The organism is Roseburia sp. CLA-AA-H209 (genome assembly GCF_020687575.1).
In the GTDB taxonomy this organism is placed as follows: Bacteria; Bacillota; Clostridia; order Lachnospirales; family Lachnospiraceae; genus Roseburia_C; species Roseburia_C amylophila.
In genome coordinates this window covers 54,467-73,712 of record NZ_JAJEQU010000003.1, presented here as the reverse complement: position 1 = coordinate 73,712, position 19,246 = coordinate 54,467, and the positions used below count along the sequence as shown (strand labels likewise).

Genomic DNA, 19,246 nt, shown 5'->3' with positions numbered 1-19,246 from the left:
CAAAACATACATTTTAGAACTACGGTGTTTTGAAGTGGTGCAGCCGACTTTATTTCTCCAAAAATTTCTAAATCCATTCTTTTCACAATCACCGAATAAATAAAAAGGGGGAACATTTTGAAAGAACTGTTTTCAATTGGAGATGCCGCAGACTTTGTGGGCATCACAAGAAGAATTATTTTAAATTATGAAGCTCATGGACTGGTTTTTCCGGATAAAAAAGAAGACCCATCCGGCAATCGTTACTATACCATTGATACACTGACGAAGATTCGAACCATCCGCTCGCTGCAGAATCTTGGGCTGTCACTGGAAGAAATCCATGGCTACTTCGACAACTCCAACGACCTTTTATCCATGGTTCGAAGGCTGGAAGCTTTGCGGGATGAATTAAATGCCAATATCAAAGCCTTATACGAAAGAATCAATCAGGGATTTGAATCAATGGAAATCATTACAATTCCACCACAGACGGTGTACTGCCGCAAAACGGAAAGTGACAGCATCGCAGAAAAGACGAATCTTTTAAGAGAGGTTGCCTTGGAAGCACTGCAGAACTATGGTCCGGCACATACCGGGCAGATTTATTTTACGGAAGCTCCCATTACGGATGCAAAGGATATGTCCTTTTTTGCTGTTGTCCCGGCAGGAAGCAAGGGTGAGCACATTTTAAATCTCCCTGCCCAGAAAGCAGTCTGCCTCTATCATCATGGAGCGTATGAAGAATTGCCATCGGTTCATGATACCCTGCTTTCCTATGCCAGAGAGCAAAAACTTACACCGGTTGGTATCTTCCGTCACTGCTATTTAGAGGGACCGCCACAGCATAAAGACAAAAGCAAATTTATTACCCAGGTACTGCTTCCGCTAGCATGTTCTAAATGACATGTATCCGGCTCCACCTGCCGCTTAGATACCGGACGCTGAATGCGATAGCACGAAGCGTCCAATCGGCAAACATGCCAATCCACACCGCCATTGGTCCGAAACCACAGCTGCGGATCAGATATACACACAGTGCCACACGGCAGAACCACATGGTAAGGCTGGATAAAATCATGGAGAATTTCACATCTCCAGCGGCACGCATGCCATAAGCCGGGATAAATGCCAGTACCCATACAATCGGTTTTACAATCGTAATTGCTATTATCATTTCCATGCAGAGGGAGGCACTTTCTGCTTCCATTCCAGCTAAAAATGTAACCGGCTTTGTCAATAAAAATACCACTGCACAGGAAATCAGAATAACAATTTCTGCATAGCCGCAGAGTTTCACCATATAATAACGCGCCTCTTCCACTTTTCCGGCTCCAATACATTGTCCTACTACTGTCATCAGGCCGATTCCGATTCCAATGGCTCCGATTCCATTTAAATTTTCCAGTATAATGGTCATTGCCTGTGCGGCAATAGCTGCCGTTCCAAGGGTTGATACGCTGGACTGGATTGCCAGTTTACCAAACTGGAACATTCCGTTTTCAATTCCGGATGGAATTCCGATAGAAAGAATTTTTCCAATCAATGGGAAATTGGGACGGATCTTAAGATAATGATTTACCACAATCACCTGATCCGGTTTCCGCAGATTCCAGAAAATGACTACTGCACAAAAGATTCTGGAAAATAATGTAGAAAGGGCTGCTCCTTCCACCCCCATCTGAAATCCAAAGATAAGCACTGCATTTCCTGCAATATTGAGTCCATTGGAAAGGACAGAAATCATCATTGGAAAACGACTGTTTCCTGCTGCCCGGTAAAAAGCTCCACCGGCATCAAAAAGTGCAATGAACGGAAAGGAAATTGCAGTCAGCAGGAAGTAAATCATGGAATTATCCATAACAGCCTCTTCTACCTGGCCAAAAATCAGATGCAGCAGTGGTCCACGAAATATAATACAAAATATAGACAATACCGTAGAAATCGTCAGGACGCTTAAAGTTACCTGTCTTGCAGCCTCATTGCTGGACTCCCTGTCTCCCCTTCCAAGATACTGGGAACAGATAATTGCTGCTCCTGCTCCTAATGCCGTAAATACCTGTATGACCAGTACATTGATGGAATCCACCAGTGATACCGCAGAGATTGCCGCACTTCCCACATTGCTTACCATCATGGTATCCGCCATTCCCATAAAGGAATTCAAAAGCTGCTCTACCATAATCGGCAGAAGCAGCGTAAGGAGTTGCTTATTGGAAAACATCATATGCTTCCGGTCTAATTTTGTTGCATCATATAATCTTATCTTTCGCATTTTTTATTTCACTTCTTACTCTTTTACTACCGGTGTAAAATCCTCTGTATCACCGCAGAAAAAGCCTCCTGCACCGGCGATGATTTTCTGCATGATTTTTTGCATAAATGCATAGTTTTCTGTGTCAATTGTGACAGCAAAAAGAGCATGAATATCATGCTCTTTTAAATAAGCATTGGCATATTCATCCTTTAAATTGACTGCAATCTCCTCGATATCCATGGAATGATGCTCCGGAACCTCCACTTCCAACACTCCGGCTTCTTTCCAGATTTCTGTTTCGATGCCATCCATTCCCTCTAATGCATTTTCAATCTCTGCTACTGTGATGGAATTTGGATTCATATAAAGCCACTCTTTGGTAACGGTGGCTGTGCCTGCTTTCTTTTCTCTTATTTTCTTTAACTTTGATTTATTCTTCATATCCGCTCCTGTTTGTGTTTATAGATATATTCATCTTAGCACAAACATGGACTTCTGTCTCCCTACTTTTTTACTTCTCCATCCATAAAATATAAACGGGATGCAAAATCCGGGTAGTGCCTTACCTTATCATTGTATCCGGTTCCGCCAAATGCCGGACTGACATGAACGCCGCCATACATTAAGGTATCTCCATATGCATGGAAGTCTTCCGTCTCGCCATCCATTTTTACCAATTTCGAAAGCACCTGATGGGTCAGGGAATCCTGTTTGATATGAACCGGCGAAACCGTATTTACCAGATCACCGAATTCTTTGATATTATATTTTAATTTCCGGTTGTAGAAATGGTAACGGACATCCGGCAGCAATCCCTTCGGATAATAGGTCTGCTGCTGCATATTCGGCACCACCAATTTCTGCATCAGCATACCCACTGCCTTCGTGCCATCTTCCGATACGCAGGTCCATTCCATCTGATTACCGGCTTCATCCGCTAAAACGCTGCCGCCCATTCCACTCTGTGTTCCATCGTAAAAGCTTCTGCCCCGGTAAAAGGTTCCCTGCTGCAACACCTTCCGCCATTTCTTATATAATGCAATCTGCTCCTTCATGGCTTCCTTTTCTTCTTTTTTCATATCGCAGAGGTTGCATTCATAGCCGAAGCTTCCAAAGCATGCCACCTGAAATCTTGTCTCTAATGGCGTATTCCGCAGCGTCTGGTGATTCGGGCAGGCAGACACATGAGCACTGACTGCTGACAGCGGATAGCCGTAACTATAATTTTCTTCTATCTCCGCCCGGCACAATGCATCCGTATCATCACTGCCCCAGATCTGCGGAAAATAGCATAAGATTCCAAGGTCAAAGCGGTTGCCGCCTGCTGCACAGCCTTCAAATAAAATCTCCGGAAACCGTTCCGTCAGCTCCTTCATGCAGCGGTATAATCCCAGCACATAGCGGTGTGCCACTTCTCCCTGCCGTTCCGGTGGAAGTGCTGTGGAATAATAATCACTGAAGGTCCGGTTCATGTCCCATTTCACATAGGAAATGTCTGCTGAAGAAAAGACTTTACTCATGCTCTCAATAATATAATCCTGTACTTTTCTTCTTCCCAAATCTAAAATCCGCTGGTTTCTTCCTTCCGAATGAGGCTGTCCCGGAATCTCAATGGTCCAGTCCGGATGTGCCACATAAAGTTTGCTTTTCACATTGACCATTTCCGGCTCCACCCAGATACCGAATTGCAGTCCCAGTCCGCGAATCTTATCGGATAAACCTTTAAGCCCACCCGGCAGCTTCTTCGCATTTGCTTCCCAGTCTCCTAAGGAACTGCTGTCATCCATCCGTTCGCCAAACCAGCCGTCATCCATTACAAATAATTCTATGCCAACTTCTTTTGCTTCCTTTGCCAGCTTCAGTAACTTCTTCTCACTGATGTCAAAATAGGAAGCCTCCCAACTGTTAAGCAGTATCGGCCGCTCCTTCTTCTGCCAGGTTCCACGGACAATATGCTCCCGGATAAAATGATGCAGCCTCTGGCTCATCTGGTTAAATCCGTTTTCTGCATATCCGTTACAAGAAACTGAATTACCAAAATTGGTTTCCTGAATTTGTGGATTTTGACGAGAAGGGGATTTCAATGATGCCAAATGTTCTTCGGAAGTTTTTTGCACAAAAAAAGCAGACATAAATCACCACCTTAAATGGTAATAAATGTCTGCTTCAAATTGTTTTATTTAATTTAATTTCCTCTTACAGGAAGATATACTTACAAATGAATAATACTGCAAGAATATACATCAGCGGAGTAATTTTCTTAGCTTTACCACAGATTAAGTTGATGATAACGTAAGAGATAACACCGATTGCGATACCTTCTGCAATGCTGTACATAAGAGGCATAGCAATTAAGCAAAGGTATGCAGGAGCTGCTTCTGTAACATCGTTGAAGTCAATCTTAACGATTGCAGATACCATAAGGAATCCAACGAAGATTAATGCAGGAGCGGTAGCAAATCCTGGGATTGCTGTAAAGATTGGTGCAAATAAGATTGCAATCAGGAACATGAATCCGGTTACAACAGATGCAAAACCGGTTCTGGCACCTGCACCTACACCAGCAGAACTCTCTACGAAAGTTGTGGTTGTAGAAGTACCAAGAACAGCACCAGCGGATGTTGCGATAGCGTCAGCTAATAACGCATTTTTAACTCTTGGAAGCTTTCCTTCTTTGTCTAACATACCAGCTTTATCAGAAACACCGATTAATGTTCCGATAGTATCAAACATATCTACAAATAAGAAGGATAATAATACTACGATAAAGTTAACAATACCTACACCGGTAAAGTCAGCTTTGAAACACTGTCCAAAGGTTTCTCCGATTTTGGTGAAGTCTGTCATTGCAAATGTAGGATATAAAGAATAGAATCCAGCTTCTGCATCAATCTGATAGATACCTGCTGCCTGGCAGATCATACCAAGAATCCATGTAGCAAGGATTCCGATAAGGATGGAACCTTTTACATTTTTTACATATAAGATAATGGTAAGAAGTAAACCAATCAGTGCAAGCAAAGCACAGATTCCTTCTGTATGCCAGTTCTCTGTAAATTTAACATAAGATAATAAAGTAGAGCTGTTGTCAACAACAATGTGAGCACCCTGTAAACCGATGAAAGCGATAAACAAACCAATACCGGCACTTACACCTTTTTTCAGTGTAGCAGGAATGGCATTGAAAATTGCCTCACGTACGTTGGTCAGTGAAAGTACGATAAAGATGATACCTTCAATGAACACTGCCATTAATGCGACTCTCCAGTCATAACCCATATTTCCACATACTGTAAATGCGAAATATGCATTCAATCCCATACCAGGAGCTAATGCAAATGGATAATTAGCCATCAAAGCCATTGCAAGTGTTCCGATAAAGGATGCAAGACAGGTTGCAATCAAAACTGCAGTAGGATCCATACCAGCAGCAGATAACAGGTTCGGGTTAACTGCCAGGATGTAAGCCATTGTCATAAATGTGGTAAGACCTGCAATTACTTCTGTCTTGACGTTAGTGTTGTTCTCTTTGAATTTGAACATTTTCTCTAACATTTTTCTTCCTCCAAATTGTTTTTTATACCTAAAGCCAGCCTCTCTGGCAATAAGTCATGTTAAACTTCTCTTCTGTAAATTATTTTCCTTCATATGTAATTACAGAAGCAACATCATAACCCTTCAAACGCTCTCTTCCCTTTAATCCAGCCAGTTCCATTAAGAAAATGACCTTAACTACTTCTCCGCCAAGCTGCTCTACTAATTTGATAGCAGCTTCAATGGTTCCGCCGGTTGCGATTAAGTCATCTACTAAAACAACCTTCTGCCCCGGTTTGATGGAATCCTTGTGCATCTCAATGGTAGCCTGTCCATACTCTAAATCATAAGACTGTGAAATGGTCTCACATGGTAATTTTCCTTTTTTACGAACCGGTACAAACGGTTTATGCATTTCATAAGCAATTGGTACTCCGAAAATGAATCCTCTGGATTCTGTACCGGCAACTACATCAAAGTCCACACCATCTAAAAGCTTGATCATGGAATCTATTGCAAGCTGAAGTCCGTCTGCATCCTGCAATACGGAAGTAATATCTCTGAAAATAATTCCCGGCTCTGGAAAATCCGGTATACTTCTTACATATTCTTCTATTTTTTTCATCTTAATACCCTTCTTTCTATTTACTGCCCTCTGTTTTAAAAAACACTTTTTTATTATAAATTTATACTGCCAGAAATACAAGCAATTTTTTATAAAATGTTTCGTTTTTGGTTATAAAATTTTATGAAAAGTTGCTATTTTGTTGCAAATATATTAAGATGTTCTATACGAAAGAAAAGTTCGGAAAGGGGATTTTTTGTGAAAATTCTGATTTTATCCTGCAACACAGGAGAAGGACATAACGCCGCCGGTCATGCCGTGGAAGAAGCAGCTTTAGCAAGGGGACACGAAGTAAATTTCGTTGATGCCATGCAGCTTGGCAAAAGACATACTTCACGCCTTATCAGCGGACTTTATATTGGGATTGTAAAGCATCTGCCGTGGTTTTTCGGTTTCATTTATAAACTGGGAATGCTTATCAGTAACCGCCATTTCAAATCTCCGGTTTACTGGGCAAATGCAAAGCTGGCGAAACCGCTTGCATCCCTCATCGAAGAAGGAAATTATGACATTGTGGTGATGCCGCACCTTTACCCGGCAGAGACCATTACTTATATGAAGAAACACAACATGCTGCCGGTAAAAGCAGTCGCTATCGGAACCGATTATACCTGCATCCCTTTCTGGGAGGAAACCAACTGCGACTACTATGTTATTCCCCATGAGGATTTAGTAGACGAATATATAAAACGTGGTGTTCCAAAGGAAAAATTACTGCCTTACGGTATTCCGGTACGCCACGCCTTTGCCAAGCATACACCAAAGGACATTGCCCGCCGCAAATGCCACCTAGATGCTGATGCTCCTACCTTTCTCATTATGAGTGGAAGTATGGGATTTGGAAAACTGGCAGTCTTTGCCATGGCACTTTATAAGCAGTGTAAAAATGACGAACACATTGTAATTATCTGCGGAAACAATAAAAAATTACAGTCAGTTCTCACCAAAGAATTCAGACATTGCCCGCGGGTTCATGTCTTAGGCTACACCAGACATGTCTCCCTTTATATGGATGCCTGTGATGTCATCTTTACCAAACCGGGCGGACTTACCTCTACCGAAACTTTGGTAAAGGGAATCCCAACTATCCATACCGCACCGATTCCAGGCTGTGAAACCGCAAACAGTGCATTTTTCGTAGACCGTGGCATTTCCTATGCCTCTAAATACATGATAGAACAGATTCGCCTTGGAAAGCTGCTGATGCGAAGCCATGATTTACAGGAGGAAATGCATACCGCACAGCTCCGGGAGCAGAAATCCGATGCAGCAGAACGCATTGTAGACCTGTTAGAATCACTGTCTGAAAAATAACGACAATTGCTTTTATTCAAACAAGTGATTGCGGAAGCAGGCGAAAAGATTTTAATAGGAAATTTTGTGGCATTCTATGTACATCTGATTTTCCTGGATGTGAAATGCCAACCATTCTTAGTGGTTCATTTTTCTTGATTATAAACTGTCTTTTCGCTTGCTTTGACAGAATCTCGGCACTGTCCGTCAAAAGCGGATGCCACATAAAGCCTGCAAGGGGCACTAGGAATTTCGACATCATGCTATTTTCATCTGGCAACCGGCACAAATTCACATCCATGTTCAACTGTGCCTCGCTGGTACATCCCTGTACCAGCGTTGCCTGTTGCCAGACGAAATTCCAAGTGCCCCTAACAGTCCTTACCAGGCATCCGTACTTTGACGAACAGTACCAGGATTCTGTTAAACATGGAAAAGACTGTTTTTATCAGAAAAAGAAAAATGAACTACTTAGAACGGTGGTATTTCATCATCGGAAAATCAATGCATATGGAATACTGCAAAATTCCTTTATACAAACGCTATCCCCTTCCGCAATCACCTGTTTATCGAAAAGAAAAGGAGCCTTTATATGAACCAGTCAATTATCACCTGCATCTTTTTTTCCATCGCCGGCTATCTCAGCGGCAGCATACTCTATGCCTACTGGATTCCGAAGATATTATTCCAGAAAGATATCTGTACATTAAGTCCGGATGGAAATCCCGGCACTGCCAATGCCTTTGTGTACGGCGGATTCCAGGCTGGTATTCTTGCGCTCCTTTTGGAACTTTTCAAGGGCTTTTTCCCGGTTGTACTCGCCCTACGGACATTGGATATTGACACTCCATACATGATTCCGATTCTGATAGCACCGGTTCTCGGACATGCGTTCCCATTGCAGTTTCATCCGAAAAACAGTAACAAAAAAGGCGGCAAAGCCATTGCCGTCTCCTTTGGTGTACTGCTTGGAATCTTTCCGGTTGTTCTTCCGGTTCTTTTCCTTGCTGCTGCTTATATTCTTTTTTCTGTGGTCTTAATTATCCGGCCACATCTTTTCCGGTCCATTATTACCTTTGGCGTATTCTGCCTTCTGGTCTTTCTCTTTGTGCCGGTTCTCTCCATTGACTTTGCCTGCCTTGGAATTGCACTGCTTGTTATCTATAAGCATCTTTGCGCTTACCAGAATGAGAAACTTTCCATCCGGTTTTTCTTTCAAAAATAGCTTTTTTAAGAGATACCTACCAGGAAATAACTTCGGTTCCCTCTTCGGTTACCAGAACCTGAATCTCCCACTGGGCACTTGGAAGTCCGTCTTCTGTATACACGGTCCAGTTATTTTCATCATCTATGTAGATAGCTTCTTTTCCCATATTTACCATTGGCTCAATCGTAAACATCATGCCCGGAACTAAGAGCATCTCGGTTCCTCTCTTGCTGTGATAGCCAACCCATGGCTCTTCGTGGAATTCTTTTCCAACACCATGTCCACCGATTTCTCTTACGATAGTATAGCCATTTTCATAAGCATGGTCATGTACTGCCTGCCCCATATCTCCTAAAAAGCCCCATGGTTTTACCGCTTTTAAGCCTTCTTCCACACATTCTTTCGTTACCTGGACAAGACGCTTCTTTTCTTCACTGACATCTCCAATCAGAAACATTCTGGAGGAATCAGAAAAATATCCATCTAATATTGTGGAAACATCCACATTAATGATATCGCCATCCTTTAAAATAATATCCTCCGATGGAATACCATGGCATACTTCTTCATTAATTGACGTACAGACGCTCTTCGGAAATCCTTGATAATTAAGCGGTGCCGGGATTCCACCCATGGCTGTTGTTTTCTCATATACCATACGGTCAATTTCTTCTGTACTCATGCCGGCTTTGATATGCTCAGCCACATAATCCAGTACTGCCACATTAATTTTGGCACTTTCCCTGATACCTTCGATATCCTTCGGTGTCTTAATCAAATCATGGGTTGGTACAATACAGCCTGCCTCACGATACTTTTCAATCTTTTCATCAAATGACTGATGGCATGTCTTATACTTTCTTCCACTGCCACACCAGCAGGGATCATTTCTACCTATTTTTACAGACATTTCTATTTCCTTCCATTCTAATGATTCAATATGATATTCCCAAAATCCACTCTGTCCCAGAGTTTCTCATTCAGTTTATACTTATGTTCTTTTAAAATCTGCTCATATGGCTCTGCCCCGGCACTGTAACCGTCAAAATCACTGTTATTCTCTGCTGCTATCTGATTCTGATATTTCTGTGCCAATGCAGCTTTCTCTAACTGACGATCCATCTCTGCTTTATCAACGCCCAGTCTTTCCTGCTGTTCCTCTGTCATATCCGTCCAGAAATCCTCCTGACGGCTACGAAGCTGTTCTTCTTCTTTTTCATCCAGCGTCAGTTTCTCTGCCATTGCCTGCCGGTAAAAGATTTCATCATGTACTGCCATTTCGATGACATGGGTCTTTGCTACTTCTTTTACAAACCTTCCACTGGTATGAAGATTCCAATACTTATTCGTATCATAATAATCATAGGCTGCTGCCTCATCTTCTACCTTCAGTTCCTCATAAGCGATATACATTGCCAGATCCCCAAGCTGCAGTTTTTCTCCATCTACTGTCAGGATATCTTCGGAAAGATACTCCCTGTATACAATCTTCCCCCTTCGTTCGGAAGCAAAGAGACTGATTAATAACAGTACCAGTAGAATCAGTATTGTAATGAACCATATGCGCTTCTTCTGTGATTTATTTTCACTCATACACTATCCTATTTGCAAAGCTCTGCTACAACCTGTCCGATTAATTTTCCATCTGCCTTGCCTTTTAACTCCGGCATAACTGTTTTCATAATCTGACCTTTATTTTTGGTTGCAATGACATCTGCAAATTTTTCTGTCAGAATCTTACGTACTTCTTCCTCAGAAAGCATTGCCGGTGCATATTCGCTCATAATGTCATAACGCTGCTGATATTCCGCAAGTAAATCTGTTCTTTCTGCCGGACAGGAATCAATCTGTTCTTTTACGGTCTTCATTTCTTTTAAAATCACACGGTTTACTAATTCTTCTTTTATGTCATCACGACAGCCTTCATCAATTGCTGTTTTCTTCACTGCAGAAACCAGAGAAGAAATTGCATCTTTTCTTGGTTTATCTTTTGCCTTCATTGCTGCTATCATTTCTTTTTGTAACTGTTCTATCTGCATTTCTTATTCCTCCTAAAATATTTTCTACTTTTTCATTATACGCAACTTGAAAGATTTTACAAGTTCTTAAAAACCCGCAGTAGTTTACTTACTGCGGGGAATTTTTATCATTTTTCTTCTTTATTGATAACTTTTTACAATACACGCCGGACAGATATAATGCTTCGATAAGTTGCTGAGCCTGTCTTAATGCCGGTAGACGGTGAACTTGCATGGACAATCTGTCCTCCGCCCATATAAATTGCCACATGACCGGCATAACAGACAATGTCACCTGGCTGGGCATTCTCATAGCTTACTTCACTTCCTGCCCGCTGTAATGCTACCGAACTGTGAGGCAGGCTGATTCCAAAGTTTGCATAGACACTTTTAATGAATCCGGAACAATCCGCTCCATTGGTGAGACTCTCGCCGCCCCATACATACGGGTTTCCAATAAACTGACAGGCATAAGATACTACATCGCTTCCACTTACTGATGTACTAAAAGGAGGATTCAATCCACCTCCCCCTGTACTGCCACCAGTAGTGCTGTCACCTCCGGTATTGCTGCCATTATTATTGTTAGCAGTTGTTGTATTATTGCCTTTATTATTATTCTGAGCAGCGGCAGCTGCTGCAGCTGCCTGCTCCTGTCTTATGATTTCATTCTGCTCATCAACAGTAGCTTTATACTGGGCTGCAAGACTCTGGGCTGATGCAAGCTGGGTATCAAAATCAGACATCTGAGACTGTTTCTCTGCAATCATGCTTTCATAAGAAGCCTGCTGTTCCTGATAAGACTGCTGCACTTCCTCTAACTCTGCCTTCTCTGTCTCCACCTGACTCTTAAGGTCAGCTACCTGCTGCACTGTCTCCTGATACTGCGTCAGCAGATTTCTGTCATAATCATAAATCTGCTGGGCATATTCCAGACGATTCAGTAAATCGGAGAAATCTGTTGCGCCCACCAGTGCCTCAATATAACTGTCATCCCCATTCTCATACATATATACGATACGCTTTTTCATAGCATCGTACTGGTTCTGTTCATCTTCCTGCGCCTGTGCAAGCTGTGCTGTCACATTATCCAGTTCAGTCTGCTTATCCGAAAGTTCCCCTTCCAGAATATCTAAGTTCATAATAATATTTACCAGATCTGCATCCAGTGCATCAATCTGGGACTGCAGTTCCTGCTGCTGGCTCTGTATATTCTCTATATCTGCATTGGCATTATCCAATGCGGTCTGTGCTTCACTCTTCTTGTTTTTAGCCTTTGAAAGAGCGCTTGCTGACGCACTTTGAAAACATGAAATTCCAAGAATTGCTACCAGTCCTGCTGCAACCAACCGCATTTTCCACATATGTTTTTTTCTGTGCATATTTCTGCTCCTTCCACTTTTGTGTATTTCCTATCATCTTAGTATAACATCATGATACCATCTTTACAATTAACAATTTATCGCCTTTTTGAATTTCTTCACTCTTTAAGTCGTTGGTTTCCATTAACTGGGAAATAGTCGTATGATTTGCCTTGGCAATTTTCCAGAGACTGTCCCCCTCTCTTACAATATATCCGGTAATTCCTGGTTGTCTCTGTAATTCTTCCATATCCCGTTCTGTAATTCTGATTTCATCCATTTTCTGGATGTTCTCCTGTGAAAATGCAATCAGATTCAGATTCAGTACTGCCTTTACCTCAATCTGGGTATTGTCTAAAAGAATCGCTGACAACTGCTCGATTCCCGCTTCCAGTTCATAGTTCATATCGTCTGTCATTTCCGGGACTTCAATCAGCTGTTCAAAAGGAAATGTCTCCCGGCAGGTTCCAATCGGCATGGCATCGTCCGTGGTTACATAAAGGATTTCCACATTCAGGCTTCCTTCCACTTTAAGACCGTCTGCCTGTGGCTCCACATGGTCAATAAATGCCATTCCCTCGCAGGAACAAATCTGAAGGATATTCTCCTGATTCTTCTTTAAATTCATGTGGTCTGTCAACCGGCATTTTGCATAATTCTTTGCCAGCAGCCTGCTCATGGTAACTTCTTCATAAGCTGGTGTCATCTCTTCCCTCAGCGAATATACGTCCTCTACCACATCTGCCTCTGTTTCCTTCCAGATACAGATATCTAATTCTAACGTCATATCCAGACTGATTTTCCGGTCTTCTCCATCATAATCCGGTCTGACCTCTACTTCCACACTGGCAGGTGTTACCTGAATCCGATAGATTTTTTCCTCACTGCATCCCTCACAGGCAAGTTCTCCGTTCAGTGGTATCGTCTCTTCTAACCATTCTAACCGGCGTTCTTCTTTCTGGGCATAATATAGCAAAAACAGTCTTATTTCTCCGGTAAGCTGGATTTTTTCTTCTCGTAACCTCGTTTCCACACCCCGAAGCTGCACACTTTTCCATAAAATCTGTTCTACATCTGGCTTGCTCTGGGGCAGCTCTATTTCCTGTTTCAACCGGTAATTATCTTTCTTACAGGTTTCCAATTCCAGAATATTATGCCTGTTCTGAAGGATTTCCAACGGATGTTCCATGGCTACTCCCGTAATCAGTTCCGTCTCCTTGCGCATCCGCATTTCTGCCTTCAGCATCACCAGTGCACGAACACTTAATTTTCTGGAATTAATAATCCCGATATTAATGTCTTCCAGTTCTGCTGTGACGTCCACCGGATCTAATTCATTCACTCCATCCATACTGATGGTTTCTTCAAATGGAATCTGTCCCCGCAGGCAGTCTAATTTATGCTCCTCCATATCGCTGCGGTAGAGCACATGAAAGATAAGATTCCCCTTCACATAAATACGTCCTTCTTTTACCTGTATCTCATCAAAGCGGATTTCACCTTTTTCTTTCAGTACTTTTACAATATCCGGCCGATAATCCGGTAGATTGTAATCATCATCCAGAGTAATCTGACTCATGGCACTGGCTTTTTCATAATTCATATGTATGTTCTGTTTCTTTATTTCCACTAAAAAAATCCCCTTCCTGAATGTTATTTCATTTTATTCAGGAAAAAGGGACTTTATTCTTCTAACATAATTTCATTCGGATATCTCTTGTGATGATATCTGTATAACTGAAAGATAATAACTGTGGCGGATTGCCTTCTCTTTCATCATCTACAAGAATCGTGAATACACTCGGATAAGCATTCTGTATTACACCACGCTGTACATCTACTTTATTACGACCTCTGTCCAGTTGAATCATTACACTGCTACCGCACTGCTGATGCACGGATGCCCGGACTCTGTTAATATCTGCTCTCTGCATATACCAGTTCCTCCTTTTTTATCCACGCTCTTTAGTATATCACCGTGTTAAAATGCTGTCAAAGGGAAAAAAGTACCATTTTTTCACTCAAACAACACGTTCTTGTCACATTTTGTCATCTCAACCACAATATATGGGAAACTTGGTGCCTTTGCCACCGTCTCATTCTCCCCCGGGCCAATCAGCGTTGTAACAAAACAGAGGGCATTCTGAGTCAGATAAACATCTTTTACGGAAATGCTGTAGCCTCCCGTTTCCTTCTCTCCATAACCCCTTGCAATATAGAGTTTTCCGTTATCTTCATAAGTCAGCTTGAAATCCATTTCCTTTCGTTCTTCAATTTCCTGCTTCAATTCTTCCGGCACTGCTTCCTCTTCTAACACGGTAAATTCCACGTCTTCTATTTTACTGCCATTGGTATCTTCGATACCGCAGCCTGCTGCTGCCAGTCCAATCCATGCTACCGCAAGCAGACCGGTGACACTCCGGACAGCTTTCCTTGCTTCTATTGTTTTCCGTTTCACTTTCTTCTCCCTGTTTTTATTCTTTTCATTCTATTCCAAAATCCGGATTATCATGTTGTAATTCTTAAGCTTTACCGCTATAATAGGGAAAGAAATCAGTATTTTGTTTTTGAAATTTATATCCAGAAAGGAATTCTATCTCTATGATACGAGCAATTCTTGCACTTTTATTTGCTGTTCTTTACCTGATTCTTGGTATTCCAGTTCTCTTTGTAGAATGGATTATCCGTAAATGCAACCGCCATGCCGCCGATATCAGCAGTCTTCGCATGGTGCAGTGGGCATTCCGTGTGATTATGTTTATCTGTGGCGTTAAGCTGACTGTAATCGGGGAAGAAAATGTTCCAAAAGATGTTCCAGTTCTTTATATCGGAAATCATAGAAGTTATTTTGACATTATTATCACTTATTCCAGATGTCCGAGACTCACCGGTTACATTGCCAAAGACACCATGGGAAAAGTTCCTCTTTTAAACATCTGGATGAAGCGGCTCTACTGCCTCTTCTTAGACCGTACCGATATGAAGAAGGGCTTAAAAACCATCCTGACCGGTATCGACCAGATTAAAGCCGGTATTTCCATGTGTATCTTCCCGGAAGGTACCAGAAACAAGACTGAGGACGAAATGCTTCCTTTCAAAGCCGGAAGCCTAAAGCTCTCTGAGAAAACCGGATGTCCGATTGTTCCTATGGCAATCACCAATTCTGCTGATATTCTGGAAAATCATTTTCCAAAGGTAAAACCTACCCATGTTATCCTGCAGTATGGTACTCCGATTTATTTAGATCAGCTTTCTGCTGATGACCGCAAACATCTTGCTACCTATACACAGAATACGGTACATGAGCTGCTGGCAGATAACCGGAAATATCTTTAAACCGCAAATATTGATAAAAAAGGAACTGTAGCTTTGATGACTATACTTCAAAGTTACAGTTTCTTTTTTCATTTTTCTATATTATTATCAAACACTTCCTGTATTTACCATTTAAAAAAACATTTTCTTATGCTTCGGTTAATGCTGCCACCACTTTCGGGAATTCCATAAAATGGGATGCCTTGACTAAAACAGTATCTCCTTCTTTTACGGTAGCAAGAAGTTCTTCTGTCATCTCCTCACGGGTTGCATAATGTTTTACGGTCAGAGCCGGATTCTGTTTCTTCGCTCCTTCTGCCAGTTTCCCGGATAATGTTCCAACACAGAATAACAAATCAATCGGCAGTGTTCCGGCATAGGTTCCCACTTCATAATGAAGCTGTTTTTCATCCTCGCCTAATTCACCCATATCTCCAAGAACCGCTATCTTTCGTCCCCCTGCCTTAGACAGGACATCCAAAGATGCCTTCATGGAAACCGGATTCGCATTGTAGCAGTCATCAATAACCGTCATGCCCTTTGTGTGAATCAGATTAGTTCTTCCGCTGATGGTGGAAGCGGCTGCAATTCCACATTTAATTTCATCCATGGAAAGGCCTAACTGTTCTGCCACGCAGGTTGCTGCCAGTGCATTATATACATTATGTTCTCCCGGAATTGGAATAAATACTTCCATGTCTCCCTGTGGAGTGTGGAATTCTGCTGTCATTCCTTCTAAGCCATGCTCTGTAACTGCATCTGCACAGACAGAAGTCTCGCAGAGATTCCTTCCCTTGATTCCATAAAATACAGGCTTTCTTCCTGCCACCTGCTCTACAGTTGAAAGTTTGTCATCATCTCCATTTAATATCACAACACCATCCGGTTTCAAATGGGCAAAGCTTTCTGTCTTTGCTTTTAAGATTCCATCTCTGGTTTTCAAATTCTCCAGATGACATAAACCGATATTGGTAATAACCATAATATCCGGCTGCGCCATATCTGCCAGTTCATGCATCTCGCCAAATTCAGAAATTCCCATTTCCAGAACTGCAACCTGATGCTCTTTTTCAATCTGAAAAATAGTCAGTGGCAGACCAATTCCATTATTAAAATTCCCCTGTGTCTTATGTACCCGGAATTTTGTGTCTAGTACAGATGCAATCATTTCTTTGGTACTGGTCTTTCCAACACTTCCGGTAATTCCCACTACTTTAACGTCAAGAGTACTCCGATAGAAACGTGCCAGACGCTTCATGGCAGTTACGGTATCTTCCACCAGAATATAAGCTCCATCTACATCAAGACTCTGCTGGGACAGTGCATATGCTCCTTTTTTTAATACATCCGGAATAAATTTGTGACCATCGACCTTTTCTCCCGGAATGGCAACAAATAAATCTCCTGCCTTTACTCTCCGGCTGTCAATCTCTACTCCGGTTACGGTATATTCTTTTGCTTCATTCCCACCTATTAATGTTCCACCGCAGGCTTCTGCAATCTGTGCTAATGTCAGTTCCTTCATATCTGCCTTCTCTGCCCTTCCTTATGCTCCGTATTTCTCCATGGAAATATCAACCAGCTGCTGGCATAACTCTTCGAAGTTTACTCCTTCTACCTTGGCTTCCTGCGGCAGTAAGCTGGTTGCTGTCATACCAGGCAATGTATTTGCCTCTAAGCAGTATACTTCATCTTTTGCATTGACTAAGAAGTCGATTCTGGAATAGGTGTCCAGGCCTAACGCTTCCGCAACTTTTACTGCATGCTTCTGCATCTCTTTTGCCACACTGTCTTTAATATCTGCCGGACAGGTTTCCACTGTGCTTCCAGCCTTATACTTATTTTTATAATCGTAAAATCCTTCTTTTGGTGCAATCTCGATAACCGGCAATGCTCTTCCTTTGATGACACCTACTGAAAATTCTCTTCCCTCTACATATTCTTCAATTAAGATTTCATCTTCCCAGAAGAATGCATCATCCAACGCTTTTGTAAAATTGCTTTCTTCTTTTACAATGGAAACACCGATACTGGAACCACCACAGCATGGCTTTACCACGCAAGGCAGCGTAATTCCGATTTCAGCCAGGCTGTCTTTTCTGTCCTTTTTCTTCATATAAATGCCCTTCGGACATGGGATTCCATTGGCTTCAAAAAACTGCTTTGCCATATTTTTATTCATGGCAATCGCACTGCTTAAATAGTCGCTTCCGGTATAACGGATTCCAAACAAATCAAAGGCTGCCTGAATCTTACCATTCTCTCCATTTTCTCCATGTAATGCCATAAATACAATATCTGCCATACGGCACATTGCGATTACATTTGGTCCAAAGAAGCAGGCAGACTGGTCTTTTCTACTCTTTCTTACCTTATCAAGATCCGGAGCCGTCTCCGGTATATCCGTTACTTTTACACTTGCTTCTTCTGAATGTTCAAAAATTCCAGTAATATCCTGTTCTTCTTCTCCATATCCCATAAACACATCCAGAAGAATAACCTGATGTCCATTCTTCCGCAATGCCTTTGTTACCATATCTCCTGTTTTAAAAGACACATCACGCTCTGTGCTCAAGCCGCCTGCCAAAACTACGATATTCATTCTCTAATATCCTTCTTTCTTTCAGATTCAAATATGTATATTACATCTCTTTTTTCAATATGTATATTATACCTTTTTTTCTTAGAATGACAAGAGAATCTCACAAAGCAATCAAGATTGGTTCTCCGGGCTTTGCATTATGATTTTCAAACACCTGAAAAAGATGCTCTGCACACTGCTGTACATCCATGGCTTCTTCCGGCTGCTCCATCCATTTTAAAATTCCGGACTTGCAGAGCAAAAGATATGGCAATACCATATATTTATTGCTCCTTGTGCAATAATCGATACCCTTATTGCATAATTCCAGCGCCTCTCTGTAAATTTCCATCTCATACAAAAGATTAGCTTCATTGTAAAGTATCATCGGATATACCTTTTCTTTTTCTTCATCATCTACTTTTCTTACTTCCAGATAATCAGATAACTGCATCCAGATGCGGAGTGCCTGCTTTCTTTCACCAAGCCGCTGTTTCTGTACCGCCATACTGTTGATAATGTTGATTTCCTCAAAGGTAAACATCCGCTTCTGCACCAGCTTTGCCAGCCCCGCCGGATGTGTCAGATGTAACGCTTCTTCCAGCTTTGCATATACAAGTTCCGGATGGACTCCTTCCTTACTGTCCAGCACCGCCTTTATGTATGAAAAGAACTGTCTGGTCAGTTTATCCTCTTGTTTATGTTCCGGTTGTCTCTGCCAGAGTTCCCTGCTGCCTTCCATATCATTATTTGCTACTGCATGCACCAGCTGTCGCATATAGGCATATAATTCCATTTCTTCCGCCGTTGCATGAATATTGCATATACCCATTGTTTTTCCAAGACGCTGCATAATAGCTTCATAATTTTTCCGCTTTGGTACCACAAATCCGTTTTCAATTTTTGATAAAGTTCCAGTTGAGCAGATGCCAAAAGCAAGTTCTTCCTGTGTAATGCCAAGCTGTTTGCGGGATTCACATATATAATCCCCAAGATTGTAACAAGCCAATTCCTAACCTCCCTTTTCTCATAACCCATCGTATTGACTGTTCCAAAGAAATGTCTTATCGATATAT

At 41.9% G+C, this 19,246-nt stretch carries 18 protein-coding genes and 1 pseudogene; 4 read left to right on the top strand and 15 right to left on the bottom strand.

Features of this window, described 5'->3' with window-relative positions:
* The first annotated feature begins 117 nt into the window (after nucleotides 1–117).
* On the top strand, nucleotides 118–885 hold the full coding sequence (locus LKD41_RS04070) for a MerR family transcriptional regulator (protein ID WP_227700471.1): 768 nt from the start codon (nucleotides 118–120) through the stop codon (nucleotides 883–885).
* Here LKD41_RS04070 and LKD41_RS04065 read toward each other — a convergent pair.
* The 5 genes and pseudogenes from LKD41_RS04065 to LKD41_RS04045 all read right to left on the bottom strand — a co-directional run bounded on the left by LKD41_RS04065 (nucleotide 878) and on the right by LKD41_RS04045 (nucleotide 6,395).
* The gene (locus LKD41_RS04065; RefSeq protein ID WP_227700470.1) at nucleotides 878–2,254 is read right to left on the bottom strand and encodes an MATE family efflux transporter; all 1,377 of its coding nucleotides are present in this window, start codon (nucleotides 2,252–2,254) and stop codon (nucleotides 878–880) included. The two genes, LKD41_RS04070 and LKD41_RS04065, sit on opposite strands and share 8 nt — an antisense overlap.
* A gap of 15 nt (nucleotides 2,255–2,269) precedes the next feature.
* Nucleotides 2,270–2,677, bottom strand: a complete 408-nt coding sequence (locus tag LKD41_RS04060; RefSeq protein ID WP_118639036.1) for a hypothetical protein — start codon at nucleotides 2,675–2,677, stop codon at nucleotides 2,270–2,272.
* Between the two features lie 62 nt (nucleotides 2,678–2,739).
* Nucleotides 2,740–4,248: pseudogene (locus LKD41_RS04055) on the bottom strand (alpha-galactosidase); the annotation flags it as partial.
* A gap of 184 nt (nucleotides 4,249–4,432) precedes the next feature.
* Nucleotides 4,433–5,791 (bottom strand): NCS2 family permease, encoded by a 1,359-nt coding sequence (locus LKD41_RS04050; protein ID WP_022244187.1) that lies wholly within the window; start codon nucleotides 5,789–5,791, stop codon nucleotides 4,433–4,435.
* A 79-nt stretch (nucleotides 5,792–5,870) separates the two neighbouring features.
* Nucleotides 5,871–6,395 (bottom strand): adenine phosphoribosyltransferase, encoded by a 525-nt coding sequence (locus LKD41_RS04045; RefSeq protein WP_022244188.1) that lies wholly within the window; start codon nucleotides 6,393–6,395, stop codon nucleotides 5,871–5,873.
* Between the two features lie 198 nt (nucleotides 6,396–6,593).
* Between LKD41_RS04045 and LKD41_RS04040 the strand changes: the two genes are divergently transcribed.
* Both LKD41_RS04040 and LKD41_RS04035 read left to right on the top strand, forming a co-directional pair.
* On the top strand, nucleotides 6,594–7,709 hold the full coding sequence (locus tag LKD41_RS04040) for an MGDG synthase family glycosyltransferase (protein ID WP_227700469.1): 1,116 nt from the start codon (nucleotides 6,594–6,596) through the stop codon (nucleotides 7,707–7,709).
* 571 nt (nucleotides 7,710–8,280) lie between these two features.
* On the top strand, nucleotides 8,281–8,913 hold the full coding sequence (locus tag LKD41_RS04035; protein WP_227700468.1) for a glycerol-3-phosphate acyltransferase: 633 nt from the start codon (nucleotides 8,281–8,283) through the stop codon (nucleotides 8,911–8,913).
* A gap of 16 nt (nucleotides 8,914–8,929) precedes the next feature.
* On the opposite strand, the gene LKD41_RS04030 is transcribed toward LKD41_RS04035, so the two are convergent.
* The 7 genes from LKD41_RS04030 to LKD41_RS04000 form a co-directional block, all read right to left on the bottom strand.
* A complete protein-coding gene (locus LKD41_RS04030; RefSeq protein WP_022244192.1) occupies nucleotides 8,930–9,805 on the bottom strand; it encodes a methionyl aminopeptidase in 876 nt (291 codons plus the stop codon).
* 17 nt (nucleotides 9,806–9,822) lie between these two features.
* Nucleotides 9,823–10,488: a hypothetical protein gene (locus tag LKD41_RS04025; protein ID WP_227700467.1), complete on the bottom strand. Its 666-nt coding sequence runs from the start codon at nucleotides 10,486–10,488 to the stop codon at nucleotides 9,823–9,825.
* Between the two features lie 8 nt (nucleotides 10,489–10,496).
* Nucleotides 10,497–10,934, bottom strand: a complete 438-nt coding sequence (locus tag LKD41_RS04020; protein ID WP_022244194.1) for a GatB/YqeY domain-containing protein — start codon at nucleotides 10,932–10,934, stop codon at nucleotides 10,497–10,499.
* Between the two features lie 134 nt (nucleotides 10,935–11,068).
* Nucleotides 11,069–12,295: a C40 family peptidase gene (locus tag LKD41_RS04015; RefSeq protein ID WP_022244195.1), complete on the bottom strand. Its 1,227-nt coding sequence runs from the start codon at nucleotides 12,293–12,295 to the stop codon at nucleotides 11,069–11,071.
* Between the two features lie 49 nt (nucleotides 12,296–12,344).
* Nucleotides 12,345–13,904 (bottom strand): DUF3794 and LysM peptidoglycan-binding domain-containing protein, encoded by a 1,560-nt coding sequence (locus LKD41_RS04010; RefSeq protein WP_117698852.1) that lies wholly within the window; start codon nucleotides 13,902–13,904, stop codon nucleotides 12,345–12,347.
* 61 nt (nucleotides 13,905–13,965) lie between these two features.
* The gene (locus tag LKD41_RS04005) at nucleotides 13,966–14,208 is read right to left on the bottom strand and encodes a Veg family protein (RefSeq protein ID WP_022244197.1); all 243 of its coding nucleotides are present in this window, start codon (nucleotides 14,206–14,208) and stop codon (nucleotides 13,966–13,968) included.
* 83 nt (nucleotides 14,209–14,291) lie between these two features.
* Complete coding sequence (locus tag LKD41_RS04000; protein ID WP_022244198.1) at nucleotides 14,292–14,732, bottom strand: protease complex subunit PrcB family protein; 441 nt, start codon at nucleotides 14,730–14,732, stop codon at nucleotides 14,292–14,294.
* A gap of 143 nt (nucleotides 14,733–14,875) precedes the next feature.
* Between LKD41_RS04000 and LKD41_RS03995 the strand changes: the two genes are divergently transcribed.
* Nucleotides 14,876–15,610: a lysophospholipid acyltransferase family protein gene (locus tag LKD41_RS03995; RefSeq protein WP_227700466.1), complete on the top strand. Its 735-nt coding sequence runs from the start codon at nucleotides 14,876–14,878 to the stop codon at nucleotides 15,608–15,610.
* Between the two features lie 127 nt (nucleotides 15,611–15,737).
* Here LKD41_RS03995 and LKD41_RS03990 read toward each other — a convergent pair whose 3' ends face one another.
* The 3 genes from LKD41_RS03990 to LKD41_RS03980 form a co-directional block, all read right to left on the bottom strand.
* On the bottom strand, nucleotides 15,738–17,114 hold the full coding sequence (locus LKD41_RS03990) for a UDP-N-acetylmuramoyl-tripeptide--D-alanyl-D-alanine ligase (protein WP_227700465.1): 1,377 nt from the start codon (nucleotides 17,112–17,114) through the stop codon (nucleotides 15,738–15,740).
* A gap of 21 nt (nucleotides 17,115–17,135) precedes the next feature.
* Nucleotides 17,136–18,191 carry a D-alanine--D-alanine ligase family protein gene (locus tag LKD41_RS03985; protein WP_022244201.1) on the bottom strand — a complete coding sequence of 352 codons (1,056 nt, stop codon included), beginning with the start codon at nucleotides 18,189–18,191 and terminating at the stop codon, nucleotides 17,136–17,138.
* 100 nt (nucleotides 18,192–18,291) lie between these two features.
* Entirely contained in the window at nucleotides 18,292–19,179 is an 888-nt protein-coding gene (locus LKD41_RS03980; protein ID WP_227700464.1) for a helix-turn-helix domain-containing protein, read from the bottom strand.
* Between the last annotated feature and the right edge of the window lie 67 nt (nucleotides 19,180–19,246).

Coding starts and splice junctions, on each gene's coding strand:
- LKD41_RS04060 (WP_118639036.1), bottom strand. CDS start 2,677: ATGAAGAATAAATCAAAGTTAAAGAAAATAAGAGAAAAGAAAGCAGGC.
- LKD41_RS03995 (WP_227700466.1), top strand. CDS start 14,876: ATGATACGAGCAATTCTTGCACTTTTATTTGCTGTTCTTTACCTGATT.
- LKD41_RS03985 (WP_022244201.1), bottom strand. CDS start 18,191: ATGAATATCGTAGTTTTGGCAGGCGGCTTGAGCACAGAGCGTGATGTG.
- LKD41_RS04035 (WP_227700468.1), top strand. CDS start 8,281: ATGAACCAGTCAATTATCACCTGCATCTTTTTTTCCATCGCCGGCTAT.
- LKD41_RS03990 (WP_227700465.1), bottom strand. CDS start 17,114: ATGAAGGAACTGACATTAGCACAGATTGCAGAAGCCTGCGGTGGAACA.
- LKD41_RS04045 (WP_022244188.1), bottom strand. CDS start 6,395: ATGAAAAAAATAGAAGAATATGTAAGAAGTATACCGGATTTTCCAGAG.
- LKD41_RS04015 (WP_022244195.1), bottom strand. CDS start 12,295: ATGCACAGAAAAAAACATATGTGGAAAATGCGGTTGGTTGCAGCAGGA.
- LKD41_RS04005 (WP_022244197.1), bottom strand. CDS start 14,208: ATGCAGAGAGCAGATATTAACAGAGTCCGGGCATCCGTGCATCAGCAG.
- LKD41_RS04050 (WP_022244187.1), bottom strand. CDS start 5,791: ATGTTAGAGAAAATGTTCAAATTCAAAGAGAACAACACTAACGTCAAG.
- LKD41_RS04025 (WP_227700467.1), bottom strand. CDS start 10,488: ATGAGTGAAAATAAATCACAGAAGAAGCGCATATGGTTCATTACAATA.
- LKD41_RS04065 (WP_227700470.1), bottom strand. CDS start 2,254: ATGCGAAAGATAAGATTATATGATGCAACAAAATTAGACCGGAAGCAT.
- LKD41_RS04020 (WP_022244194.1), bottom strand. CDS start 10,934: ATGCAGATAGAACAGTTACAAAAAGAAATGATAGCAGCAATGAAGGCA.
- LKD41_RS04030 (WP_022244192.1), bottom strand. CDS start 9,805: ATGTCTGTAAAAATAGGTAGAAATGATCCCTGCTGGTGTGGCAGTGGA.